This is a genomic window from Arthrobacter glacialis (genome assembly GCF_002909415.1).
In the GTDB taxonomy this organism is placed as follows: domain Bacteria; phylum Actinomycetota; class Actinomycetes; order Actinomycetales; family Micrococcaceae; genus Specibacter; species Specibacter glacialis.
The window spans coordinates 16,586-42,529 of the sequence record NZ_PPXB01000005.1 but is presented as its reverse complement, the minus strand read 5'-3'; the positions used below and the strand labels follow the sequence as shown (position 1 = coordinate 42,529).

Below are 25,944 nucleotides of genomic sequence, written 5' to 3'. Positions count from 1 at the left end.
TTGTTTGGTGACTGGGGCAGCTCGCGTGAGGGACGGTGGTTAGTCCCAGATGTTGTCCCCGCGCAGTGTTGCGTCAACGCCGCCGTCGATGTAGATGGTCTGCCCGGTGGTGTGCGTGTTTTCTACGCTGGTCAGCCAGGCGAGCAGCCGGGCCAGCACGATGGCCTCCGAATGGTAGTTCAACGGCATGGGCATGCTGTCATCAACCATCTTCCGGCCCTCTTCGGTGGCGAGCATCTTCTCGGTCATCGGCGAGATGACTGTGCCCGGGGCAACGGCGTTAAGCGGGATACCAGCCCCGGCCCACCGCTTGGTGATGGATTCGCGGCGCACCCAGCGGCTCAGGGCGCGCTTGCTGGAGGGGTAGTTCAAGTATCCGGAGCGGGGGCCCTCGGCGGCCAAAGCGGCGCCGATTTCCAAGGCTTTGGCTTCGTCTCCTGACAGCAGAGCCTCGACGAGTTCAGGAGAGTTGGTCTGCAGGGACGCAGCAGAGCTGACGACGGCGGCACGCGGCGCCGGGCTTTTGGCCAGGACGGGGGCCAGATACTCGAGGAATTCGGTGACGCCGAAGTAGTTGACGCTTACTGTCAAGGGGATCGGTGCTGCGATACCGGCACAGGCGATGACGGCGTCAATGCTGCCCCCGGCCAAGTCGATGGCACTTTCGGCGGCGGACTTACGGCCCGCAGCTGTGCTGAGGTCGGCTTCAACTTCGGCGCCCTTGAGGTCAACGCCGATAACTGTCTCGCCGCGTTCACGCAGCAGGGCAGCGGTTGAGGCGCCGATTCCAGATCCTGCGCCGGTGACAATGTATGTGCGGGGAGTGGTGGTGCTTGTCATATCAAAACTCCTTGGGAGTTGTTGCTTGGATAAAAATTAGGGCTTGTTGCCCAGCCGTGCGGACAACACGATGGTGGATTTCTCGAATTTCGCCAGGAGGCGCGTGAACTCTGCGCGGTCCGGTTCCGGCCAGCCGTCCAGGAGCTGGTCAACCAAACCATTGCCGGCCCGGACCAACGCAGCGGCAACTTTGTGACCGGCAGCGCTCAACTGCACCCGTTGCGCCCTGGCATCGGCGGGGTCGGCGACTCGCTCCACGAGGCCAGCGCTGGAAAGCCGGCCAACAATTTTGCTGATATTCGAGGCTCCGGTCACCATGCTGGTCGCCAGGTGGGAAGGTCGCAGTGGCCCGTTGTGCGAAAGCATGGTGATCATGGTGATGGCGCCTGGATCAAGGGCCACGCCTTCGCGTGCGGCCACTGCCGTGAGAAATTCCGGCGCCGTCCATTCGGCCAGCACGCGACTCAGTGAGGCGATGAGCGCGGCACTGTCAGCGGTGACTTGCGTGCTCTTGTCGTTGGAAAGCACTTTTCTCCTTAAACGGCCATGGATATAATGTCCTGAAGACAGTATATCGCTTAAGATGCCGCAAGAACAGCACTGCTGTGCCATGGCGTTCTCGCAGCGGAAAACAATGCGGGGAGGCTCCGGCGTCGTCCACCCAGTGCGGTCAATGTGCGTGAGCTAGAGCATTCCGGTAAACTCAGGAGGTAAGACCCCCTTGACTGACTGCCTTCTTCAGCAATTGCAGAGGAAGGCCGGTGGTTTCCAAGGGGCATTTTCGTGCCCGGACACTGCACGGTGGAACAACCACCGGCCTCTGCAGTGCCCGGCTCAACTTATGAGCAAGGGGGAGGGTCCCATGCCAGCAATCGTAATCGTCGGCGCCCAGTGGGGTGACGAAGGTAAAGGCAAGGCCACAGATCTTTTGGGTGGTTTGGTCGACTATGTAGTGAAGCCCAATGGTGGAAACAACGCCGGGCACACAGTGGTCGTAGGCGGTGAGAAGTATGAGCTCAAGCTCCTTCCTGCCGGAATTTTGAGCCCCAACGCAACACCCATTATTGGCAATGGCTGTGTTGTGAATCTCGAGGCGTTGTTTGAGGAAATCGAGGGCCTTGAGGCCCGCGGCGCGGACACGTCCAAGCTGCGCATTTCCGCCAACGCCCACCTGGTGGCCCCGTACCACCAGGTATTGGACAAAGTCACTGAGCGTTTTCTGGGCAGCCGCGCCATTGGCACCACGGGCCGCGGCATTGGCCCGGCGTACATGGACAAGGTGGCCCGCCTTGGTATCCGGGTTCAGGACCTCTTTGACGAGTCGATCCTGCGCCAAAAGGTGGAAGGCTCCCTCAAGCAGAAGAACGAGCTGCTGGTGAAGGTCTACAACCGCCGCGCCGTGGAAGTTGACGAGGTGGTGGAGTACTTCCTGGCCTTCGCCGAGCGCGTGCGCCCCATGGTTATTGACGCAACATTTGTGCTCAATGAGGCCCTTGATCGCGGCGAAGTAGTGCTCATGGAAGGCGGCCAGGCAACGTTCTTGGACGTTGACCACGGCACCTACCCGTTCGTGACCTCCTCCAACCCGACCGCCGGTGGCGCGTCAGTTGGTTCAGGCATTGGCCCCACCCGCATCACCCGCGCCGTGGGCATCATCAAGGCTTACACCACGCGTGTTGGTGCCGGCCCGTTCCCCACGGAACTCTTCGATGACATGGGCCTGTACTTGCAGACCACCGGTGGCGAGTTTGGTGTGAACACCGGCCGCCCGCGTCGTTGTGGCTGGTACGACGCCGTCTTGGCTCGCCACGCTTCCCGCGTCAACGGCTTCACGGACTACTTTGTCACCAAGCTTGACGTGCTGACAGGCATCGAGCAGATCCCCGTTTGTGTCGCTTACGACGTTGACGGTGTCCGCCACGATGAAATGCCCATGACGCAGACCGAGTTCCACCACGCCAAGCCCATTTTCGAGTACTTCCCAGGCTGGACCGAGGACATCACCACGGCCCGCACCCTTGAAGACCTGCCCGAGAATGCACGCAACTACGTGCTGGCGCTTGAAGCCATGTCCGGCACCCGGCTCTCGGCCATTGGTGTTGGCCCGGCCCGCGACCAGACCATCGTGCGCTACGACCTCATCAAGGACTAATAGCCACTGCCAAAAGGCGTGTTCGACGGACGGAACCCAAGTTCCGGCGTCGAACACGCCTTTTGTTTTGCCCAGCTTTGCCACTCCCCGTGGTCTGCCGGGCACCAACACGACTAGGCTTGATGGCAGATGGTGTTGGCTGGTCGAAGGAGATGTCATGAAGGTCAGCGTTGGGCAGCTCAATCCGGGCGGCGAAGTTGCACAGAACCTCGCCACCATGCGCCGACTCTGCGTTGCTGCGGCACAGGAGGGCAGCAAGCTGATCCTGTTTCCGGAAGAAGCCATGTTCTCCGTGGGCCGGGTATCCGGGGACTTTGCCACGGCCGTTGACGCCCACTGGACCACCTTTGTGCAGGGCATATCCATGATGGCCGCCGACGCCGGCATTGCCGTCATTGCCGGCGGCTATGAATCCAGTGGGGAAGCGCGCCCCTACAACACCGTTGTGGCGGTGGATGACGACGGCGGGATCCTAGGCACATACCGCAAGCTGCACCTTTACGATGCGTTCTCCTACCAGGAATCGTCAAGGATCAAGCCCAGTGACCGCGGCATCACCGTGGTGGACATTGGTGGATTCAAGGTGGGCCTGATGACCTGCTATGACCTCCGATTCCCCGAGCTGGCCAGGTCCTTGGCCGTGGCCGGGGCGGAGCTGTTGTGCGTTTCGGCGGCCTGGTTCAAGGGCGAGCACAAGGTTGATCATTGGGAGACGCTGCTGAAGGCCCGCGCCATTGAAAACACGTGCTGGGTTGCCGCGGCTGGAACCTCCAGCGATCACTGTATCGGCCATTCCGCGATCTTGGACCCCATGGGCATTCCGGCCGACTTCCTCAACGAAGAACCCGAAGGCATTGCCACAGCAGATGTCACGCATCGGCGACTAGAGGAAGTCCGCGAATTCCTGCCCGTTTTGCGCAACCGGCGTTTTGAAAGCAGCACATTGGTGGTCCCGGCGGGCTAAGTCACCGTTGACGAAAGATATCGCTGTGATTAGTGTCGGGACTAAGGGCAGGAGGAAATCATGAACGACTCCAAGATTTGGGCGGTGTTGGAAACCATGTTTCCAGTGGCGTTGGAAGACGTGCCGCTGGACGGGCAATGGCTCAAGCCACCGTTCGCCGATGACGCTGCCGGCCGGGCAGTTGTCTGCAATGATGGTGACTTTCAGTTTGTGGTGGTGGACCGTACCAACGGATCGGTGCGCTACGTCTGCGAGGACGACGAATCACTCATAGCGTCGTCTCTGGAAACACTGCCAAAGATTGTGGCTGCCTGGGGCGCCATTGACAGGGACACGGTGGGGCCCGAGGATGACGAGGACTTTTCAGCCGTCAAGAAGTCCTTTGAACAGCAACTGAAGGTGCTGGATCCGCCCGCTGCGGCGCCCAATGAATTCTGGGCCCTGTATGCCGAGGAACTCACCAGCGATGACTATGTGGATGTTGATGAGATCGAAGAAGACGACGACAGTGACTTCTTCGAAGAGGTGGAAGAAGTCCGCTCCGACGCTTAGTTCCCCGTGCGCGAACCGCCGTAACCTTCAGCCACATCTGCCCCCGCAGCCACTAGGCTCAAAGCATGGCTCAGCTTAACGACCCAGACGTGATCCGCCGGCTCCTGACTACTCCGGGCCGGTGGGCGGTGGTGGGCCTGTCCAACAATCCGTTGCGCGCTGCTTTGGGTGTTTCCCATTTTCTCCAGCAGCATCTTGGCCAGGAGATCATCCCCGTGAGCCTGAAGGGCGACGACGTTCACGGCGCCAAGGGCTACACGAAGCTTTCCCTGGTCCCCGGAACCATTGACGTGGTGGATTGCTTCGTCAATTCCAGCAGGGTTGGTGCCGTGGTTGATGAGGCCATTGCCGTTGGTGCCAAGGCTGTCTGGCTGCAATTGGGAGTTGTGGATGAGCAAGCAGCGCAGCGCGCCCTGCTTGCCGGGCTAGATGTTGTCATGGATACCTGCCCCAAAATCGAGTCAGCAAAGCTGGGCCTCTAAGCCGCAAGCCCCGAATCCCAGGAAGAACTGTATGCCTCGCCACCTTGACTATTCCCGCCACCAGGGCCGTTTGATTGCGCTTGTCATTCTTGTACTGGCGCTTGCCCTCGTGGCAACAGGCGTCTGGTGGGTGACTACCATGCCTTCCAGGCAAGCCAGTGTCACGCCAGCGGGTCCGGCCTCTTCAGATCCGGCCGCTTTAGCTACTGCCGCTTCGGGTACTGCCCAAAGCGCCTCGGCGAAAAGTGCCACGCCAAGCCCAACCTCAGCTCCGGCGTCGCCCATGCCAACAGCAGCCCCCGCCATCAATCCGGCAACCGGGCGCGTTGACACCTTGGATGGACTCGTCCCGGACTATGTGCTGCCGCCCATTGAAAACGGCATGGTTCCTGTGCTGACAAAGGTTCCCACAGAGCAAAAAGTGGTTTTCTTGACCATTGACGACGGCGCTGTGAAGCGGGACTCGGACCTGGCCTTGTTGGAGAAAAACGGCATCAAGGCCTCACTTTTTCTGGCCAACACGTTCGTTGCCGGGGATCCGCAGTTCTACAAGAAATACACTCAGGCCGGGCATCTGATTGAGAATCACACCATGAGCCACAACCTGGCCTTCATTCACCTGAGCTACGAACAGCAAAAAGCCGAAATTTGTGGCATGGCGGACTTTGCGGAACAGCAGTATGGGCGCCGTCCGGTGTTCTTTCGCCCGCCGGGCGGTCCCTACACGAACTCTGTCCGCCAGGCCGTGGCTGAATGCGGCATGAAAGCCGTGGTTGATTGGGAAACCAAGGCAAATTCCGGCGGAATGGACTATCAGGTGGGTGCTGGGCTGCGCCCCGGAGACATTGTGCTCATGCACTTCCGCCCGGAATTCCCGGCGGACCTTGACGCATTCTTGAAGGCTCAAAAGGCTGCCGGGCTCAAGGTTGTGCTGCTGGAAGATTACCTGGCCACGAAGTAGTCGGCAGCAGGTAGCGTTAACACCATGACGCGCATTGTTTACTACACGGCCTCAACGATCAATGGTTATCTGGCGGACCAGCACCACTCCCTTGACTGGCTGTTTGCCGTTGAGGGGGAGGAAGGGCCGGACATCGCCGCGTTCATGGACACCATGGGTGTTTTTGTGGAAGGCTCGTCCACTTACGAGTGGGTGCTCAAGCATGAGAACCTGCTCGCCGAACCGGCCAAATGGCGGCAGTTCTACGGCACCAAGCCCACCTACGTGTTCACCTCGCGGACCCTGCCCGTGCCCGAGGGGGCTGACGTGCGCTTCGTCAACGGCCCCGTTTCGGCAGCGCTTGAGGAGATCAAGGAAGCCTCCGGGGACCTCGACGTCTGGGTTGTGGGCGGTGGAGACCTCGCCGGGCAGTTTCTGGACATCAACGCCTTGGACGAACTCGTCATCACCCTGGCCCCCGCCACACTGGACGGCGGCGCGTTGCTACTGCCGCGTACCGTTGGCTCCGACAGGATCAAGTTGCGCAGCGCGGCGCAGCACGGCCCATTCGCCATGCTTCACTATGACGTTCTGCCGTCCGGCGGCGGTTCCTCCGCGGCCGGTTCCTCCGCGGCCGGTGCCGGGCAGTGAGCCTGCGTGCGGCGGAGCTACGGGCTGCGGCGCTCGCATTGACCGGCTGCTTTGAAGACTTTCCCTTCGGTGAGGACATCAGCGTCTTCAAGGTCAGGGCGCCCAGCAGCGGCGGGGAGCAGTGGACAGCCAAGATTTTTGCGCTGGGCAATTTGGATGCCACGCCGCTGCTGATCAGTTTCAAATGTGACCCCGAGCTGGCGCCGGCCTTGCGCGCCGCCAACCCGGGAATCACCGCCGGCTACCACCTGAACAAGCGACACTGGAACACTGTGGACACCTCTGCCGTAGATGCGGTCATGGTGTTGGAGATGATGGAAGACTCCTACGATTTGGTGGTGGCGGGCCTGCCTAAGAAACAACAACTTGCATTGGAGTGGAGCGCATATGTCGCCAAAAGCTAGTCGCGGCACCCTTGACTACCCGTATCTGGGGCTGACTCGTTTGGTGGCGCAAAAGACCGCTGAGTCCGCGCACTGGCCAGCAGGGTTTGCCCATGTGGACAAGACCCTCGCCGTGGGTGCCGGGCAGGAGGCCTTTGTGGCGCTGACCGAGGGGATTATGACTTGGCAGATCCAGCGCCGGTCCGGCCTGCAGGTCAGCGCTCCGCCGCGCGCAGTGGCGGGTGCCACGGTGGTGAGTGGATTTGGCGTGGGAAACCTTCGCCTCCCGGTGCCGTGCGAGGTGGTGTGGGCCATGGAACCGTGCACCGTCCAAGGCCCCGATGGGTCTGACATTCAGATGGCCGGCTTTGGCTACGGCACCTTGCCGGGGCATCCGGCGCTGGGTGAGGAGGCCTTTATTGCCATGAAGACCTCCGACGGCGGCGTCTACTTTAGGCTGTTGGCCTTCAGCAAGCCGGCTGGACTCATCTACGCCTTGGGCTCCCCGGTGACCAAGCTGACCCAGGCGGGCGTCACCCGATCCTACCTGCAGGCTGCCCGTGGGCTGGTGGGCGGCTTCTAGAGGCTCTTCACCTCGCGGGCTAGTGGGGCGTAACAATTCATCGGACATAGGACATCCACGTTTGGCATGGATAACATGGACTAGCCGTTCGGTGAGGTAAGTCACATGCCCTAGTTCTGGGGCCGTGCGGATCCGTCTTCCTTCTTGAGGAGTATTTGATGCGCAAACTAACCATTGCCGTGGCCGTTTCGGCCCTAGCGCTTGCCGGGGCGGTGGTTCTTCCTGTGGGTGCTCAATCGGTTCAGGCGGCAGCCTTGCCCACGGCTGTTGCACCCGGCGCCTATTCCCTGACCAACGTTTCAACCGCAAAGAACCTCCACGTCAACGGCGTCTCCATCTCTACCGGAGCCAAGATTGTTGAGGATGCCCCGCGGGGAACTGCCGGCCAGTCGTGGTGGGTGGCGCAGACTGCCCCCGGTGTGTACAAGCTCAGCAGCAACAACAGCGGATTGTGCCTGCAGGATGCAGCAACTGCCGGAGCCGCACTGACACAGGAAAACTGTGCCGAAATGCCCAGTCAGCGCTGGCGGATGACCGCCGGGGCGGACGGCTACACACTGGTCAATGTTGCTTCGGGGCGGGCCGCAGATGTTGCCGATGCGGCGGCGCTTGATGTGGTTTCAAATGTGGCAGGAGCTGCCGCCACTCAACGCTGGGCGCTGGCAAAGAACAGCATCACCCGTGTCACGGCATGGGGAACAGCCTTAACCGATGGTGGCCCGTCGCTGACGGACAAGACCATCCGCATGGTGGTCCGGCCCAACTTGGCCGGCAACGCGCAGCGGATCACTTTGTCCAACCGTTTTGGCACGGCACCACTGGTGGTCGGCTCGGCAACTGTTGGCTATCAGGGCACCGGGCTCACAGCCACGGCAGCCCCGTCCGCGTTCAAGTTTGGCGGTGCCACCACAGTCACCATCCCCGCCGGTGGGGAGGTTGTCAGCGACGCGTTGAACGTGCCGGTGAAGACCGACACCAACCTGTTGGTCAGCGTTTTTGTTTCCGGGACCATTCCGGTATCCACCTATCACAACCTCGGAATCGTCTCCAACGGCATTGCTGACGGCAACCACGCTGCGGACACCGCCAACGCCAGCTTCACCCAGGGAGCCTCGCAGTATTTCTTCCTCAAGGGCATTGACGTCATTTCCGCAACGGCGAAGGGTTCCACGGTTGCCTTGGGGGACTCCATCACCGACGGTTGGGGGTCCAGCACCAACGGATTTAACAACTGGCCGGCGCAGCTCGCCGACAAGATCAACGCCCGTGATTCGTCCATCGCCATGGTCAATGCAGGCATCAGCTCCAACCGGGTGACCTTTGAGGCTGGCGGTGCCAAGAACCGAGGCATGGCCGCCACCACGCGGTTCGCCTACGACGTGGCCGCCGTTCCTGGCGTGACATCCGTGTTCCTTTTTGAAGGCATCAATGACATTCCCGACGGCGCCAACAGCGATCGCCTGATCGCGGGGTACCGCAACATCATCGCGCAGGCGCGTGCCGCAGGATTGAAGGTGTACGGCGCCACCATGACACCCACCAAGGGTGTGGCCTCCTTCACCGCAGCCCGCGAAATGGTGCGCACCACCACCAACAACTGGATCATGACCAGCGGAGAGTTCGACGCCGTGGTGGACTTCTCCGCGGCGGTCGCCGACCCGGCCGATCCCGAGCGCATCCTTCCCGTCTACGAGAGCGGCGACAAGATCCACCTGAGCGTTGCCGGGTACGCGGCACTGGCCAAGGCAGTTGACGTTGCGCCATTCACCCAGGCGTTCGCGCCAGCGGCGACAGGCCCGGCGGTTGCAGTTGCAGCCGGTTCTGCGGCATTGATCACTGGTTCGGGTTTTGCCGGCGGTGAGGAAATCAGCTTTGCCGGTGGTTGCGTGGCAGTTCCGGCCACCGTCAAGGCCAACGCGGCCGGGGTTTTCGCGGCCAACGTCAGCATCGCGGCAAGCTGCCCCGCTGGCACTGTCACGGTGGCTGCAACAGGTGCCGTCTCAAAGGCGCCGGTGGTGGTGACGTTTGCCGTGACCGCCGCCCCGACGGTTGATCCCACTGTTGATCCCACTGTCGCGCCGACTGTGGCTCCCACCGCCACCCCGACTGTTGGCCCTACGGTGGCTCCCACTTTCACAGCGACGGTCGCGCCGACTTCCGCTCCTTCGGCCCCGGTGGTCGGTGAGCCCACCGTTTCATTGAGTGGCACCTCGGCGGTTGCCGGAGGTGAGTTGACGATGACAGGAAGCAACTTTAAGCCGGGCACTACTGCTACATTTACCTTGCATTCGGACCCTGTTGTCTTGGGAACCGCGGTGGTGGCCCCCAACGGCGTCGTCACATTGACGGCGAAGCTGCCAACCGCCGTTCCCGCCGGTGTGCATACGCTGATCATTACCGGCACCGATGCGAATGGTGAAACAGCTGAAACCAGCGCCGAGTTGACGGTTGCCGCAGCTGTTGGCACGGCATCGGCAACTGGTGCATCCACAGCCAGCACCACCATGGCTGGAAACCAGAGCGTCAGCCACCAGGCTGGCAATAACCTGGCCACGACAGGTGCAGGAACCACCCCGTTTCTGCTCGGTGGCCTAGCAGTCCTGCTGGCCGGTGCCCTGTCGGTCGTCAGCCGACGCCGGAACTCTTCCCACGCCTAATCGGCGCAACACACCGACTATCCAGAATATGAAACCCCGGTCATCTCTCGTGAGATGACCGGGGTTTTGGGTTCCTCGGGCGCGTGGGCCCAGGATCGAGAAACGTCCTCCCCGCTGAACGGGCAGTAGTTGTTGATGTTTTTGAAAAACATCAACAACTACTGCCCGTTCAGGATTGTTGCTGTGCGGAGGCCGGCAGTTCCTTTATGCTGAGCGGCGTCGGCGGGCGGTTGTCAGCAGGATGAGCATGGCTCCCGCCATCAAGACGATGCCTGATCCGGCCAGCCACGGCAGGGCGTCAATTCCAGTCTCCGCCAGAGGTGCTGCGGGGGAGTGCTTGACGGTGGCGGCCGGTGTCGGGCTGGTGGTGGCCACAGGTGCCAGGCTCGTCACGAGGGTGAACTCCTTGGCGTTGCTGCCTGCCACGTTCGTTGCGGTGATCGTGAAGGTGGCCGAAGCAGCCGCGGTGGGGGTTCCCGCGATCTCGCCTGTAGCGGCATCCAGTGTCAGCCCTGCGGGCAGCTCGCCTGCGGAGACAGTGAAGGTCAACGGTGCGGTGCCCGTTGCCTCAAGCTTTGCTGAGTAGGCAGTGCCGACCGTTGCGCCAGCGAGTGATTCGGTGGTGATGGCTGGTGTCAGGCTGGTGGTGATCGTGAATTCTTTGGCGTTGCTGCCTGCCACGTTGGTTGCGGTGATGGTGAACTCGACAGAACCGGCGGTGGTGGGTGTGCCAGTGATGGCGCCTGTTGCGGCAGCCAATGAAAGTCCTGCGGGCAGCTCGCCCGTGGAGACAGTGAAGGTCAGCGGTGGGGTGCCCGTTGCTGCAATCGTTGCTGAGTAGGCCTCATCAACCGTGGCGCCGACGAGGTCTTCGGTGGTGATCGTCGGTGCCTGAACGGTCGTGATGGTGAACGTCTTGGCGTTGCTGCCCGCCGCATTCGTGGCGGTGATGGTGAAGGTTGCGTCACCGGCTGTGGAGGGTGTTCCCGTGATGGCGCCTGTTGTGGTGTTCAGGGTCAGTCCGGTGGGCAGGCTGCCTGTGGTCACAGCGAAGGTGATGGGACCGGAGCCGGTTGCAGCGACCATAGCGGAGTACGCTGTGCCGACGGCAGCTTGGGCCAAGGAGGTGGCAGTGATGGCCGGCGCTACCGAAAGTACCGCTAACTTATTGTCTGCCCGGGTGGCATAGACGGTGTTGGTGGCTGTGTTCAATGCGATGGCACGCGTCTTCGCACCCAAGGGGACCGTAGTAGCCAGTGTGTTGGTGGCCCCATCGATCACCGACACCGAGCTGCTTTCGCCGTTCGCGACAAAGACAGTATTTCTTCCTTCATCCACCTGGATGCCGAATGGTCCAGCGCCCACGCCTATGGTCTTGACCACTGTGCGGGTGGCACCATTGAACACCGCAACCGTGTTGCTGCCCAATCCGGTTGCGTACACGGTGTTCGTGGTCTCGTTGATGGCAACTCCGAATGGATTGGTTGCCACGGTGATGCCGGGTTTCACCGCGCGCGTTAGGCCGTCGATTTCAAACATCTGACTACCGACGTAATCGACGGTGTAAATGGTGTTCGTGGTCTCATTCACCGCAATCGCGGTGGGTTGTGTTGGCCATCCGCCCACAACGATGTTTGTCACAGCATGCGTCAAACCATCGATCTGCGACACCGAAGAACTCAGATTGGCCACATAAATCTTGTTTGTTTTCTCATTCACGGCGACCGCGTAGGGCCAAAGTCCAGCGCTGATGGAGGTCACCGATCCCGTCGCCCCATCGATCTCCGACACCGTGCCATCGCTCGTATTGACAACGTAAATCTTATTGGTGGTCTCGTTCACTGCCATCGAATTGGGCTGATCGCCTACGGGAATGGTGGAGGCCACAGCTCCAGTCGCCCCGTCGATCACTGACACAGTGTCGTCGATTGAGTTGCCGACATATACCTTGCCGGTCTTTGAATTCGTTGCAACAGCCCACGGCAGGGTTCCGACATCGATGATTGAGCTGAGCTGATAGCTCGACGGCGCAGCCTGAGCTGGGAGTGGAACGAGGGCTGCAAGGAGGACGGCGCCCGCCACCGCAAACGCGGACAATCGGGGCAGGGACAAGCGACGGGTTCTCATGGGGCTCCTGAGCAGTGGTGAGTGAACCCACAGCGGGCCGTTCTAATACTAATGTACGATTCACGCCCCTCGTCAGGCTTGAGTCCTAACATGTCAACGAGAAGAACCCCGGCCAGCTCAATGAAGAGGTGACCGGGGTTCGTTTCGTTATAAGTGTTAGCCGAAGTACTTCGGCAACGTGCCCTCATGTGCTTCGCGGAGCTCGTCCAGCGGGGTGCTGAACAAGCCCTGCAGATCCAAGGCGCCGCCGGCTGCGTCAACAACACCAATGCGGGCAACCGGGAAGTTCCGGGCCGTGCACATGTCGTTGAAGCGAACCTCTTCGCTACGGGGAACGGACACAATGGCCCGGCCCTGTGTTTCGGAGAACAGCAGAGTGAAGGTGTCAACGCCGTCGCGCTGGGCAACCTCATCCAGGGCCACGCGGGCACCGGTGTTGAAGCGCAGTGCCGACTCCACCAGGCCGGCTGCAAGGCCACCCTCGGAGAGATCGTGTGCGGAGTCGATCATGCCGTCGCGGGAAGCATTGATCAGGATTTCGCCCAATTCACGCTCGCGTTGCAGGTCAACCTTCGGCGGGAGGCCGCCCAGGTGGCCGCGCATGTTGGCCCACTCGGAACCATCCATCTCATCAGCCGTGGTGCCCAGCAGGTAGATGGCCTGGCCATCTTCCTTCCAGCCCGACGGCGTGCGGCGTGCCACGTCGTCGAACTTGCCCAAAACCGCAACAACAGGGGAGGGGTGGATGGGCGTGGTGCCCGTCTGGTTGTACAGCGAGACGTTGCCACCGGTGACCGGGATGCCCAGCACCATGCAGGCGTCGGACAGGCCGCGGATGGCTTCGGCCAGCTGCCACATGACATCGGGATCCTCGGGGGAGCCGAAGTTCAGGCAGTCGCTGACGGCCATGGGCACGGCGCCGGAGGTGGCCACATTCCTGTAGGCCTCAGCCAATGCCAACTGGGCACCGTTGTACGGGTCAAGGTAGGTGTAGCGGCCGTTGGCGTCGGTGGCCAGGGCAACGCCCAAGCCTGTTTCTTCGTCCACGCGGATCACACCGGCGTCGTCCGGGAACGCCATGGAGGTGTTGCCACCCACGTAGCGGTCGTACTGGTTGGTGATCCAGTCCTTTGAGCACATGTTCGGGGACGCAATGAGTTCCAGCACTGCTGCCTGCAACTCATCGGCGGTTGCCGGGCGGCCAGCATCCTGGACGGAACCAGTGAAGGCGTCGGCCTGGAGGGCGTCCTGCCATTCCGGGCGGGCGTACGGGCGGTCGTAAACTGGGCCGTCGTGTGCCACGGTGCGCGGGTCGACGTCAACAATGACTTCGCCTTCCCACTTGATGATCAAGCGGCCGGTGCCGGTCACTTCGCCGAGCCAGGAGTACTCCACGGCCCACTTTTCCATGACAGCTTCAAACGCCGCCATGTTCTCCGGCGTAACAACGGCCATCATGCGTTCCTGCGACTCGGACATGAGGATCTCGCCCGGGGTCAGGGTGGGGTCGCGCAACAGTACGGAAGTCAGTTCAACTTCCATGCCGCCGTCGCCATTGGAGGCCAGCTCGCTCGTGGCGCAGGAAATACCTGCGGCGCCGAGGTCCTGGATACCTTCAACCAAGGAGCCCTTGAACAGTTCCAGGCAGCACTCGATCAGGATCTTCTCGGCGAAGGGATCGCCCACCTGCACTGCGGGGCGCTTGGAGGGCTTGGTGTCATCGAAGGACTCCGAAGCCAGCACCGAAGCGCCGCCAATGCCGTCGCCGCCGGTGCGCGCACCGAACAGAACAACCTTGTTGCCCTTGCCGGACGCGTTGGCCAGGCGGATGTCCTCGTGGCGCATGACGCCAACGGCCAGGGCGTTAACCAACGGGTTGCCTTGGTAAATGGCGTCGAACACCATTTCGCCGCCAATGTTCGGCAGGCCCAGCGAGTTGCCATAGCCGCCAATGCCGGCAACGGCACCATGCATGACCCGGGCGGTGTCCGGGTGGTCGATGGCGCCGAAACGCAGCGGATCCATCACGGCCACCGGGCGCGCGCCCATGGAGATGATGTCACGGACAATGCCGCCGATGCCTGTTGCGGCACCCTGGTAGGGCTCAACGAACGACGGCGAATTGTGGGACTCGATCTTGAACGTCACGGCCCAGCCGTCGCCCAAGTTGGTGACGCCGGCGTTCTCGCCGATGCCCACCAGCATGTCCTTCTTCATTTCCTCGGTGACCTTTTCGCCAAACTGGCGCAGGTGGTTCTTGGAGGACTTGTAGGAGCAGTGCTCGCTCCACATGACGGAGTACATGGCCAGCTCGGCGCCGGTGGGGCGGCGGCCCAGAACCTTCACGACGTCGTCGAACTCGTTTTGCTTCAGGCCCAGCTCGGCCCACGGCAGTTCGACGTCGGGGGTCACGGCTGCGTTGGCAACGGTGTCGATATTGAACTTCTTGGCTGACTCGGTAGTCGAGGTCTCAGACATTTATTTGCCTCCCAGAAGCGTGTTCAGGACAGAGGTGAAGAATCCCAATCCGTCGGTGCCGGTGTGGCCGGGGCCGTAGCCGTTTTCGATGGCGTGCTCGGGGTGCGGCATGAGGCCCACCACGTTGCCTGCGGCGTTGGAGATGCCGGCAATGTCGCGGCGCGAACCGTTCGGGTTGGTGCCAACGTAGCGGAAGGCCACCCGGCCCTCAGCCTCGAGGGCGTCAAGAGTCTTCTCGTCCGCAATGTACTGGCCATCCTGGTTTTTCAACGGGATGGTGATTTCGGCGCCTGCTGCGTAGGCGTTGGTCCATGCGGTGGAGTTGTTCTCCACGCGCAGGACCTGGTCGCGGCACAGGAACTTCAAGTGATCGTTCTTGATCATCGAGCCGGGCAAAAGGTGCGCCTCGGTGAGGATCTGGAAACCGTTGCAAATACCCAAAACAGGCAGCTTGGCAGACGAGTTGGCGGCATCAACGATCTGGCCCATCAACGGCGCAAAACGGGCGATGGCGCCGGCGCGCAGGTAGTCGCCGTAGGAGAATCCGCCGGGGATGACCACAGCATCAACGTCACCAAGGGTGGTGTCGGCATGCCACAGGGACACGGGGGTGGCGCCTGAGGCGCGCACTGCACGGGCGGCGTCGCGGTCATCCAGTGTTCCGGGGAACGTGACAACGCCGATCCGTGCCCCTGCCAAACGGGAATCGACGGGGGCCAGAGTGGCCCCGCCAATCAAGGGGGTTTCAGTCATGGCTAGTCCGCCACTACTTCAACGTTGACCACGTCTTCGATGACAGGGTTGGAAAGCATGGTCTCCGCGGCATTACGGGCCTGCGCCAGGATTTCTTCTGTCACCTCGCCGTCAACAAAAAGTTCAAAGCGCTTGCCCTGGCGCACAGCGGAAAATGCTGTGAAGCCCAAGCGGGGAAGAGCGCCAACAATGGCCTTTCCCTGCGGGTCAAGGATTTCGGGTTTGAGCATGACATCGACAACGATCCGGGGCATCCGGGGACTCCTGATGTGAAAAAGGGGTGGCCACGGATTGCCGTCTTACGCCGTCTTTTGGGTCAGGAGGTCAAGACCTGAAAACCGGTGAGTCGAAGCGCTCCGCGAGCTTGCCTCTCCATTCTACGCAAGTGTTTGCGAACTCCGGAATTTGCGTGGCGCACGTCGCATCTGGGGCTCGGCGCCGAACGCGGCACCTTGGCCATTGGCGCGTCAGCCACCTTCATGGAAACCCGTGAACTGACGACGGCGGAAATTGCCGCAGGTGCCGTGGCAGAGCGTACCGTTGCGCTCGCAGCAGTCAACGGCGCCAAGGATGCGGCACAGGACGTCGTCGTGCAGGCAGTAGAGCTGCCCGTGCTCCCGGCGATGCCTGACTTTGAGCCGTCCGCCGAGCGCGTGCAGCTGAAGGGCCAGCCTCCCGTTGACCTTGGCATGAACACCGGCAAGTACACTGTCGGCGACACCGTCACCATCAAGAATGTCCCCGCCAATGAGTGGGCCTACGTGCACATGAACCAGCACGGTGCCCGCATTGGCTGGTTCCTGGCTGATGCCCAGGGGGCCGTCACCTTCACGGTTCCGGAGGGAACCAAGAATGGCAAGGATGCCCTGGTGGTTTCGGACCGGAACGGGGTGTTCCTGTCATTTGGCACCTTCCACGTAACGCCGTAGTAGGCTCCTGACCCCGCCCCCGCGCCACTTCGGCGCAGGGACGCGAACAGGTGCAGTTGAGGGGTGGATCCGCCGTTGGCGGGTGCACCCCTCAACTGATTAACGCGGCTGGGCAGGAAATTTGGCTGGCAGCGCGTCCCGTTGCGTCCCATTCCTCGTGTGACTGGACAGATAATGACGCTTTGCCGTCGGTAAGCGGCGTGATCTGTCCACTGACCAGCCAGTCAGGGGGCCAATAGCCTCCCCTCACAATCTCAGGCGGTAACAGTGGTGCATTGATGTGACACATATCCCATTAGTTATGGATAACACGCTAGTGTGGGGTAGGTCATCCTATGTCCGAGGTCCTGGGGTCAAGGGATGTTGATGCAGTGCATGCAATTTTTTGATGGCCAGCTTGGCCACTTGAGAGGAATCGATGAAATCCACCGATACGGTGCTCCGCTTCGCGCGCGGGCACAAGGCAGCTACCGCGGGGGTGTTGGCCGCCGGGTTGTTTGCATCCATGATGGGCCCGGCTTTCGCGCTGGCTACGGCCCCGCAAGCTGCTGCAGCAGTCGGCTCCTATGCCGAACAGGTCCTGGCCACGCCCGGCGACATGGCCACTGTCCCGAACCAGGCCTGGTACCGCATCCCGGCCCTGGCCGACTTGGGCGGCGGCGTGGTTTTGGCCTCCTACGATGGCCGTCCCGACGGCGGCGACTCGCCTTCCCCCAACTCCATCATCCAGCGCCGCAGCACCGACGGCGGGCAGACCTGGGGTGCCCCCACCTTTGTTGCCCGCGGCCAGGTTGGCACGGGCGGAAACCTGCGCTACGGCTTTAGTGACCCCAGCTACGTGGTGGACAAGATCACCGGCAGCGTTTTTGCGTTCTTCGTATACTCAAAGGACCAAGGTTTCCACGGAAGCACCTTTGGCGCTGACGACGCCGACCGCCAGGTGGTCAGTGCTGCCGTTGCCGTTTCCACGGACAAGGGTTTGACCTGGTCCATGGACCCGGGCAACATGCCCACCCTGCCGGTGGCTCCAAACTATGCTGCGGGCTCCAAGTACGCCGAGTTCGACGGCCCCCTGGTCACCGACGTGGCCAAGCCCGTCGGAGATGCGACTAACATTGGCGGCGTGGCTGGCTTGTTCGCCGCCTCAGGCGAGGGCATTCAGCTGCAGTACGGCCCCAACAAGGGCCGCCTGATCCAGCAGTTCACTGGCAAGGTTAAGCAGCCTGCCGGCGGTACTGACATGCGTTCATACAGCGTCTACTCCGATGACCACGGCAAGACGTGGAAGCGCGGCGCCTTTGTAGGTACCGGCATGGATGAAAACAAGACCGTTGAACTCTCCAACGGCGACGTTATGCTGAACTCCCGCGCCAGCAGTGGCGGCAACGGCGGCCGCAAGGTGGCCATCTCCAAAGACGGCGGCGAGACGTACGGTCCGGTAACCATCAACACCGTTTTGCGCGACCCGGTCAACAACGCTTCCATTGCGCGCATGTACCCGAATGCGACTCAGGGTTCGGCAGAGGCGAAGATCCTGCTGTTCTCCAACGCCAATGCCACCTCCCGTACCAACGGCACCATCCGCTACTCCTGCGACGATGGTGCAACATGGAGTGCCGGCAAGCAGTTCAAGGACGGCTACATGGCCTACTCCACCGTGACTGCGCTCAGTGACGGCAAGTTCGGCCTGCTCTACGAGGGCAACAGCAACGCCATCACCTTTGGCAAGTTCGACGCCGATTGGCTGGGTGTTGATTGCATTGGCACCATGACTGCGGCGCTCACCGCCGCCAACACCTCGGGCGCCAACGGTTCTACCGTTGATGCATCACTGACAGTGACAAACAATGGCACCGAAACTCTCTCCGGCGCCGTTGCTTCCATTACGGTTCCTGCGCCAGGCGCAAGTGGCAAATACGCAACTAACGCCGGGTGGACTCTTGGCACAGTTGCTGTGCCCGATGTGGCTCCCGGGGCTTCCGCGGTGGTCAAGGTTCCTGTTGGCATTCCCAGTTTCGCTAAAGTCCGGGAAGCCACCTTTAACGCCAATGTAAGCCAAGGATCGGTGAAGGTGACAACAACTGTCAAGGTTGCGGTTACCGGTGGCGCTACTGACACCGTCGTCGATCTCGACGGCACGGGCTTGCTGAGGGCACCGCTGCGCGATGTGGCCACTACCCCTTATGCGGTTGGGGACAGGGTTGGCTATAACTTCCAGATCCGGAATCTCGGCAATATTGCAGCTGAAATTTTCCCCACAGCCGGTAATTTTGATCCACTGCGCCGCACCACTGAGGGTGGCAGCACCAATACCGGAAACTGCCGCTGGGGTTCTCTTCCGGTTGGTGAAGGTTACACCTGCACTACCCCCGAGCATGCAGTGACGGCCGAGGATTTGGCAAACGGCTTCTTTGCTCCTCTGACCACGTGGAAGGCCACAGCTGGGGCCCTTACCAAGAGCTACACCATCACTGGTGCGGAAGTTGATCTGCTGGTCCGCAAGCCGTCACTGACTGCGACCCACACCGCCGGTGCGCTGGTGGATGTTGATTCAAGCGGCTTTGCAAGCGTGGGCGACACCGTCAGTTACACCTCGGTGGTCACCAACAACGGCAACGTTAAGGTCTCTGGTGTGACAGGGGCCGGTGCAGAAAGCTTTGACCTCGCTGTGGCAGAAAGCAAGACCATCGCCTCCGTCTACACCGTCACGGCGGCGGATGTTACTGCCAACAATGTTGCGGCCAAGGGCCTTGTGGTCAGTGGCAAGAACGGTCAGAAGATTGCGGCAACCTCAGTGTCCTCTGCAGCCGTCAAGGCCTGCGGGGACGAGCTCTGCGGTGCCGAGCCTCCCATGGTGAACCAGATCGCCAAGAGCAGTCTCCGCATTGAATCCGTATCCTCCGAGCAACTGACGGGTGAACCCGCCCCCAGTGGACCGGCAGCGGCCCTGATCGACGGCAGTCCCGAAACGTACTGGCACACCAGGTGGACCGGCACGCCCGCTGTATTCCCGCACTCGGTTGTCATCGACCTGGGCAAGAGCCACCATGTCTCCGGTTTTGAGTACACCCAGCGCCAGAACGGATCCAACGGCCGTATCAAGGACTACGAGATCTTTGTTTCGGACAGCCCCACGGAGTTCGGCACCAAGGTCGCCAGCGGTGCGTTCACGGCCGCCCTCGAACGCCAGCGCATCACCATTGCCGGCAACAAGGCCGGACGCTACGTCAAGCTGGTTGGCCTGACCTCAATCGCCAGCAACGAATTTGGTGGCGGCGCGGAAGTCAACATCGCGGGCCTGCCCGCGATCCCCTCGGCTGCTTCAATCACCGCTACACCCGGCTCGGTTGAGGCTGGCAATGACATCTCGGTCTCGCTGACAGCCTTCCCGGCCAGCAGCGCCGTTGTGTTGACGCTCGACGGCGGCGCCTCCTTGGGCAGCGTCACCACCGACGCTGCCGGCAAGGCCACCAAGACCGTCACGGTTCCGGCAGGCACGCCTGCTGGCAACCGGACGGTAACGGCTACATCCGGTGCTGTTACAGCTACAGTGACTTTGGTTGTCACGGCACCCGCGCCGGTGCTTTCAGCCACCATCACGGGTGCACGCAACGATGCAGCGCGCGACCTGACGGCCAACCCGTACATGGTCGGCCAGGAATTGCCGTACAACTTTGTTGTCAAGAGCACCTCCAATGCCGTCACCACCGTCTTCCCGACTGCCGGCGAATTTGCCGGCTTCAACATCGACGGGACGCCCAACTGCCGCTTCCGCAACGTCCCGGCACTTGGGGGCTACACGTGCACCTCGGCCAAGCGCGTCATCACCGCTGACGATGTTGCCAAGGGCTTCTTTGTCCCTGTGACCAAGTGGAGCGTTGAAGGAACCGGCGCCGCAACCGTCAACTACACCGTCACCGGTGGCGAAGAGGATGTTTTGATCCGTAAGCCGTCTGTGGCTGTGAGTGTTGCTGCGGGTGTTCTTGAGGATAAGGATGCCAGTGGTTTTGCCAGTGTGGGTGATGTTGTGAGCTTTGCTGTGACTGCCAGGAATGACGGAAACGTTGCTTTGACGGGTGTTTCCTTGCCTGGCACCACGGGTGCTGGGGCTACCTTGGCTGTTGGTGCCAGCACTGTGGGGACGCTGAAGCACACGGTGACCGCTGCTGATGTGACTGCCAAGCAGGTTGCTGCGGTTTCTGTGGCGGGTGCTGCAAAGAATGGTGTCAAGGATGTTGCCAAGACGGGTACCGGTGTTGCGTTTGCTTTGACGCTGGCTCCGGAACCGACACCGTCGGCCACTCCCAGCCCGTCAGCGACACCGTCAGCGACACCGACGGCCTCGCCGTCCGCCACACCGTCAGCGACGCCGTCCGCAACGCCGTCGGCTACACCGACAATGAGCCCGTCAGCAACGCCGTCGGCAACAGCGTCAGCGAGCCCGTCAGCAACGCCGTCAGCAACGCCGTCGGCCACGCCGACTGCGTCGACTCCGGCAACCACGGCTCCGGCAACTGTTGCGCCGTCCGGTTCGTTGAGTGATGACACGGTTTCTGTTGGTGGATCGTTGACGGTTACCGGCAAGAACTTCAAGCCGGGCACCATCGCCACGTTCACCCTGCATTCGGATCCGGTGGTTTTGGGAACGGCAGTGGTTGGTGCTGATGGCACGGTGTCCTTGACCGCCAAGGTGCCGGCGAATGTTCCTGCCGGTGCCCACACAGTGGTCATCTCAGGAACTGGCACCAACGGCCAGGCTGTTGAAGTCAGCATCGATGTAGAGGTAGGTGGCAGCAATGTCACCGCCAGCGGCGCGGCAACAACCTCGGCAAGCTCCGCGCCGTCGGACTCCCTCGCCAACACAGGAGCCAATGGCGCCCTGCTGGGCGGGCTTGCCATGGCCCTTGTCCTGGGTGGCTTGGTCCTGTTCGGGGCAACTCGACGCAGGGCAGCCAATCACTAAGACTGGCTAGCACCTTGGGGTGGGTTTCGGAAGATCGCTTCCGAGGCCCACCCCAAGACGTTTAAGTACAACGACGCCAGCCCGTAACCGAATGCACGATTGCCCGCAGTCGGCGTAACAGTTGGAAGATATCTTCTTAAGTGATCCATAACACGCTACTGTGTTGTAGGTCATCCTATGTCCTAGGTTTTGGGGCGCCTTTCGTGGGGTGCGTGCTTGTCCGAATTTGACGGCCGTTGCCGGCCACCGAGAGGAATCGATGAAGTTCACCGATAGGAAAAGCCGCTCCAAGAGCAGGCACGTGGCTGCTGCGGCAGGAGTGCTCGCAGCTGGACTCCTGACGTCCATGATGGGCCCTGCCTTCGCCCAGGAAGCCGCGCCGGCCACCGCAACATCTGAGGCCCCCAGCTACACAGAGCAGTTTTTGGCAAAGAGGGGCGACAATGCCATCAGTGCATCCCTTGCGCCCTTCTACCGGATTCCGGCCCTGGCCGACTTGGGTGACGGCGTCGTTCTGGCTTCCTACGACGGCCGCCCGAACGGCGGAGATTCGCCGGCACCAAACTCCATCATCCAGCGCCGCAGCACCGACGGCGGCAAGACCTGGGGTGCCCCCACTTTCATTGCCCGCGGCCAGATCGGCTCGGGCGCAAACTTGCAGTACGGCTTCAGCGACCCCAGTTATGTTGTGGACAAGGAGACCGGAAATGTCTTTAATTTCTTTGTCTACTCCAAGAATCAGGGGTTCTTTGGCAGCGTTCTGGGCACTGACGACAGTAACCGCAACGTCACCGGCACGGCACTGTCCGTGTCCACCGACAAGGGCCTGACCTGGTCCACCGACCCGAGCAACATTCCCACGCTTCCCGCGCCGCAGAACTATGCACCGGGTTCCAAATACGCGAACTTTGACGGCCCCTTGGTCACCGATGTGGTCAAGCCCGTTGGTGTGACAGTTGGCGCCGTCAACAACGTGGGCGGCGTAGTGGGTCAATTCGCCTCTTCCGGTGAGGGCATCCAGCTCAAGTATGGCGTGCGCAAGGGGCGGTTGATTCAGCAGTTCGCCGGCCGTGTTCGCAACGCTGCAGGCACTGAAGTCATCCAGGCCTACAGTGTGTACTCCGATGACCACGGCCAGACCTGGAAAAAGGGTGCCGACGTTGGCAGTGCCATGGATGAGAACAAGGTGGTGGAGCTCTCAAATGGCGATGTCATGCTCAACTCCCGTGACAACGCTGGCGGTGGCGGACGAAAGGTTGCCATCTCCAAGGACGGTGGCGAAACTTGGGGACCGGTAACCTACAACACCGTTCTGAAGGATCCCCGTAACAACGCCGCAATCGCCCGCATGTACCCGGACGCGGCCCAAGGTTCGCAGCAGGCGAAGGTGCTGTTGTTCTCCAACGCGAATGCTAGTACCCGTTCCAACGGCACCATCCGCTACTCCTGCGACGACGGCGCCACCTGGAGCGCCGGCAAGCAGTTCAAGGACGGCTACATGGCCTACTCCACCGTAACTGCGCTCAGCGACGGCACCTTTGGCCTGCTCTACGAAAGCGACAGTGAAAACATCGTCTTCGGCAAGTTCAACGCCGAGTGGCTCAACCCGTTCTGTGGTGCGCAGGTAACCGCCCCGGCCTTGAGCGGTGCCAACGGTACAACTGTGCAAGCACAGATTTCCGTCAAGAACATTGGCGACACCGTCCTTGAGGGCAGCACGGCTACGTTCGCCCCCCAGGCTGGTTGGGTGTTTGGTTCAGTTGCCGTACCCGCTGTTGCTGTTGGCCAGACGGCTCAGGTGACCGTTCCCGTGAGCATTCCCAGCTACGCCAAGGCAGGCACCTTCAACCTCACTGCAAAAGTGTCGGTTGGCGAAGAATCAGCATTGGGCAGTGTTCCTGTCACCATCACCGGAGGCGCAAGCACTAACATCGTGGGCCTTGTTATAGAAGGTTCAGCAACTGACAATGCCCGCAACCTTGCAACCAATCCCTACGCCGTTGACAGCTTGGTTCCCTACCAGTTTGTGGTGAACAGCCTCAGCAATGTCACAGCTGCTTCAGTGCCGGTGTCAGGTAACTTCACACCCTTTATTCCTGCGGATGGAGCCGGCAACTGCCGATTCTCTGCCGTGAATGTATGGGCCGGTTACACCTGTTCCACTCCCAAACACAAGGTAACCGCTGCTGAACTGGCGGATGGATTCTTTGTCCCATTGACTACATGGCAGGTAACAGGCACGGGCGCAACAACTCAGAACTACACCATCAAGGGCGATGAAGTTAACCTTGTCGACCGCAAGCCGTCTGTTGCTGTGACTGTTGCTCCTGGTGTTTTTGAGAACAAGGATGCCAGTGGTTTTGCCAGTGTGGGTGATGTTGTGAGCTTTGCTGTGACGGCAAGGAATGACGGAAACGTTGCCCTGACGGGTGTTTCCCTGTCTGGTGCCACGGGTGCTGCGGCTACCTTGGCTGTTGGTGCCAGCACTGTTGGGACGTTCAAGCACACTGTGACGGCTGCTGATGTGACTGCCAAGGCTGTTGCCGCTGTTTCTGTGGCTGGTGTTGCAAAGAACGGTGTCAAGGATGTTGCCAAGACGGGAACGGGTGTTGCGTTTGCTTTGACGCTGGCTCCGGAACCGACCGCTCCGGCGACGACCGCTCCTGCCACGACTGCTCCCGCTACGACGGCGCCTGCTACGACGGCGCCGGCAACGACTGCTCCGGCCACCACGGCTCCCGCTACGACGGCGCCTGCTACGACTGCTCCGGCCACCACAGCCCCGGCTACGACTGCGCCTGCTACGACCGTTCCGGCAACGACTGCGCCGGCAACGACTGCGCCGGCAACGACTGCGCCGTCCGGTTCATTGAGTGATGACACGGTTTCTGCCGGTGGTGAGTTGACGGTGAATGGAAAGAAATTCAAGCCGGGCTCCACGGCAACGTTCACGCTGCATTCGGATCCTGTGGTTCTGGGTACGGCTGTGGTGCGTGCTGACGGAACGGTTTCCCTCACAGCCAAGCTGCCGGCAAATGTTCCGGCCGGTGCCCACACTGTGGTCATCGCGGGAACGGGCACCGATGGCCAGGCTGTCGAAGTCAGCCTCGCCGTGACAGTTGCCGCAGTCGATGGCGCAGCGACCTCCAGTGCCTCGGCCGCGTCAACAACGGCTGCCCCAACCACTGTTGCCGCAGCGGCTGATGGTCTGGCAAACACGGGCTTCGGCCTGCTGCCGCTGGGCATGGTTGGCGGCCTGCTGCTCCTGTTAGGCGGCGTGCTGGCCGTGCGCAAGATTTCCATCCGAGGTGCCCGCCACTAGCAAGTAGCGGTCCCTTAAGCACAGGAAGCGGGGTTGTTGGTGCCACCGGCGCCAACAACCCCGCTTCTTTTATGGCCGGTAACGGCCATCCCTGTGATAGCCGTGGCCAAGGAATTGCCCACATTTCGATAGGATTCAGACATGGTTTCAGTTGCTGCGCAGTGGTCGGGAATGTTCCGCATCGAGGTTTCCGAGGATGGTGAGCAACGATTTCTGCGACTGGATACCACTGGTTTCCTGCCACCCTTTACGGATTTGTTGGCCAACCGTGCTGCCATGGCGGCTGGCGTCCGAGCTGGCTGGCGCGCTAGCGGCGGCACCCTGAACATTGCTGGCCAGGGCTCGCCGGACTGCGCCCCGTACGACATTCTGATCAACGGCCAGCGCAGCCACCGTTTGCCGGCCGTGGGCCCGCATAGCCACACTGTTGTCCTGGACGGCCTGGAACCCAACTCACTTATCCAGCTGTGGCTGCCGCACTATGGCGACTTCACCCTGGCGCACGCTGTGTTCGACGGCGACAACGTCGCCGCTGCCAGCGACGCCGGACCACGTTGGCTCACCTATGGCAGTTCCATCACGCACTGCCAGCAGGCTGACGGCCCCACCCAAAGCTGGCCGGCCCTGGTTGCGCGTGAGAATGGCTGGCAGCTGGTCAATATGGGATTGGCAGGGGAATGCCAGCTGGATCCGGTGGCTGCCAACACCATTGCCCAAACCCCTGTTGACCTGATCTCCCTGTGCGTGGGCATCAACAGCTACAACGCAGCAACGTACTCCGAGCGGACGTACGCAGTTACCTTGCAGGGTTTCCTCAACACTGTTCGCCGCGCGCATCCGCACGTGCCCATAGTTGTCATCACAGCCGTGCTGTCCTTGCCACGCGAAGACAAGCCCAACGCTGTTGGCTGGACCTTGCGCGACTACCGGGCGGCCACAGCCCAGGTGGTCAAGGCTCTCCGGAACAAGGGGGACAGTAAACTGCACCTCATCGACGGCGCCACCGTCCTGACCGAACAAGAGGCCATGGACAGGCTTCCCGACACCCTTCACCCTGACACCGCCGGATACGCCATCATGGCGAAACGCTTGGCACCGCAGCTGGCCGCCGCCCTCCTCTCGAGCGCCTCGTGAACGGGCAGTAGTTGTTGATGTTTGCCTCAAACAT

The 25,944-nt window shown here is 61.4% G+C and carries 19 protein-coding genes; 13 read left to right on the top strand and 6 right to left on the bottom strand.

The window, feature by feature from the left end; all coding sequences use genetic code 11:
• Positions 1-39: 39 nt before the first annotated feature.
• Complete coding sequence (locus tag CVS28_RS07090; RefSeq protein ID WP_103465345.1) at positions 40-840, bottom strand: SDR family oxidoreductase; 801 nt, start codon at positions 838-840, stop codon at positions 40-42.
• 36 nt (positions 841-876) lie between these two features.
• Positions 877-1,368 carry a MarR family winged helix-turn-helix transcriptional regulator gene (locus CVS28_RS07085; protein ID WP_165788096.1) on the bottom strand — a complete coding sequence of 164 codons (492 nt, stop codon included), beginning with the start codon at positions 1,366-1,368 and terminating at the stop codon, positions 877-879.
• A 334-nt stretch (positions 1,369-1,702) separates the two neighbouring features.
• Here CVS28_RS07085 and CVS28_RS07080 point away from each other — a divergent pair, with 334 nt between their 5' ends.
• The 9 genes from CVS28_RS07080 (at position 1,703) to CVS28_RS07040 (ending at position 10,204) form a co-directional block, all read left to right on the top strand.
• A complete protein-coding gene (locus CVS28_RS07080) occupies positions 1,703-2,992 on the top strand; it encodes an adenylosuccinate synthase (RefSeq protein ID WP_103465347.1) in 1,290 nt (429 codons plus the stop codon).
• A gap of 157 nt (positions 2,993-3,149) precedes the next feature.
• Positions 3,150-3,956: a carbon-nitrogen hydrolase family protein gene (locus CVS28_RS07075; protein ID WP_103481117.1), complete on the top strand. Its 807-nt coding sequence runs from the start codon at positions 3,150-3,152 to the stop codon at positions 3,954-3,956.
• Between the two features lie 60 nt (positions 3,957-4,016).
• A complete protein-coding gene (locus CVS28_RS07070; RefSeq protein ID WP_103465349.1) occupies positions 4,017-4,508 on the top strand; it encodes an SUKH-4 family immunity protein in 492 nt (163 codons plus the stop codon).
• Between the two features lie 65 nt (positions 4,509-4,573).
• Entirely contained in the window at positions 4,574-4,990 is a 417-nt protein-coding gene (locus CVS28_RS07065) for a CoA-binding protein (RefSeq protein ID WP_103465350.1), read from the top strand.
• Between the two features lie 283 nt (positions 4,991-5,273).
• On the top strand, positions 5,274-5,951 hold the full coding sequence (locus CVS28_RS07060) for a polysaccharide deacetylase family protein (protein WP_243399745.1): 678 nt from the start codon (positions 5,274-5,276) through the stop codon (positions 5,949-5,951).
• Positions 5,952-5,975: 24 nt separating this feature from the next.
• Entirely contained in the window at positions 5,976-6,581 is a 606-nt protein-coding gene (locus CVS28_RS07055; RefSeq protein ID WP_103481115.1) for a dihydrofolate reductase family protein, read from the top strand.
• Complete coding sequence (locus CVS28_RS07050) at positions 6,578-6,985, top strand: MmcQ/YjbR family DNA-binding protein (protein ID WP_341476401.1); 408 nt, start codon at positions 6,578-6,580, stop codon at positions 6,983-6,985. Before CVS28_RS07055 ends, CVS28_RS07050 begins: the two co-directional genes overlap by 4 nt.
• Positions 6,969-7,547, top strand: coding sequence for a DUF1990 family protein (locus CVS28_RS07045; protein WP_103481114.1), 579 nt, complete (start codon positions 6,969-6,971; stop codon positions 7,545-7,547). The genes CVS28_RS07050 and CVS28_RS07045 overlap by 17 nt, the downstream gene beginning before the upstream one ends.
• 158 nt (positions 7,548-7,705) lie before the next feature.
• Entirely contained in the window at positions 7,706-10,204 is a 2,499-nt protein-coding gene (locus CVS28_RS07040; RefSeq protein WP_103481113.1) for a GDSL-type esterase/lipase family protein, read from the top strand.
• 204 nt (positions 10,205-10,408) lie between these two features.
• On the opposite strand, the gene CVS28_RS07035 is transcribed toward CVS28_RS07040, so the two are convergent.
• The 4 genes from CVS28_RS07035 to purS all read right to left on the bottom strand — a co-directional run bounded on the left by CVS28_RS07035 (position 10,409) and on the right by purS (position 15,816).
• Positions 10,409-12,331 (bottom strand): putative Ig domain-containing protein, encoded by a 1,923-nt coding sequence (locus CVS28_RS07035; RefSeq protein ID WP_103481112.1) that lies wholly within the window; start codon positions 12,329-12,331, stop codon positions 10,409-10,411.
• A 156-nt stretch (positions 12,332-12,487) separates the two neighbouring features.
• Positions 12,488-14,809 (bottom strand): phosphoribosylformylglycinamidine synthase subunit PurL, encoded by a 2,322-nt coding sequence (gene purL / locus CVS28_RS07030; protein ID WP_103481111.1) that lies wholly within the window; start codon positions 14,807-14,809, stop codon positions 12,488-12,490.
• Positions 14,810-15,562 carry a phosphoribosylformylglycinamidine synthase subunit PurQ gene (gene purQ, locus CVS28_RS07025; protein ID WP_103465357.1) on the bottom strand — a complete coding sequence of 251 codons (753 nt, stop codon included), beginning with the start codon at positions 15,560-15,562 and terminating at the stop codon, positions 14,810-14,812.
• Between the two features lie 2 nt (positions 15,563-15,564).
• On the bottom strand, positions 15,565-15,816 hold the full coding sequence (gene purS, locus CVS28_RS07020; RefSeq protein WP_103465358.1) for a phosphoribosylformylglycinamidine synthase subunit PurS: 252 nt from the start codon (positions 15,814-15,816) through the stop codon (positions 15,565-15,567).
• Positions 15,817-15,951: 135 nt separating this feature from the next.
• Between purS and CVS28_RS07015 the strand changes: the two genes are divergently transcribed.
• From CVS28_RS07015 to CVS28_RS06995, 4 genes are all read left to right on the top strand, one after another.
• On the top strand, positions 15,952-16,491 hold the full coding sequence (locus CVS28_RS07015) for a hypothetical protein (RefSeq protein ID WP_103481110.1): 540 nt from the start codon (positions 15,952-15,954) through the stop codon (positions 16,489-16,491).
• A gap of 418 nt (positions 16,492-16,909) precedes the next feature.
• Positions 16,910-21,454, top strand: a complete 4,545-nt coding sequence (locus CVS28_RS07010; RefSeq protein ID WP_103481109.1) for a discoidin domain-containing protein — start codon at positions 16,910-16,912, stop codon at positions 21,452-21,454.
• Positions 21,455-21,713: 259 nt separating this feature from the next.
• Complete coding sequence (locus tag CVS28_RS19635; RefSeq protein ID WP_165788095.1) at positions 21,714-24,776, top strand: sialidase family protein; 3,063 nt, start codon at positions 21,714-21,716, stop codon at positions 24,774-24,776.
• 141 nt (positions 24,777-24,917) lie between these two features.
• Entirely contained in the window at positions 24,918-25,910 is a 993-nt protein-coding gene (locus tag CVS28_RS06995; protein ID WP_103481108.1) for a GDSL-type esterase/lipase family protein, read from the top strand.
• Positions 25,911-25,944: the final 34 nt, after the last annotated feature.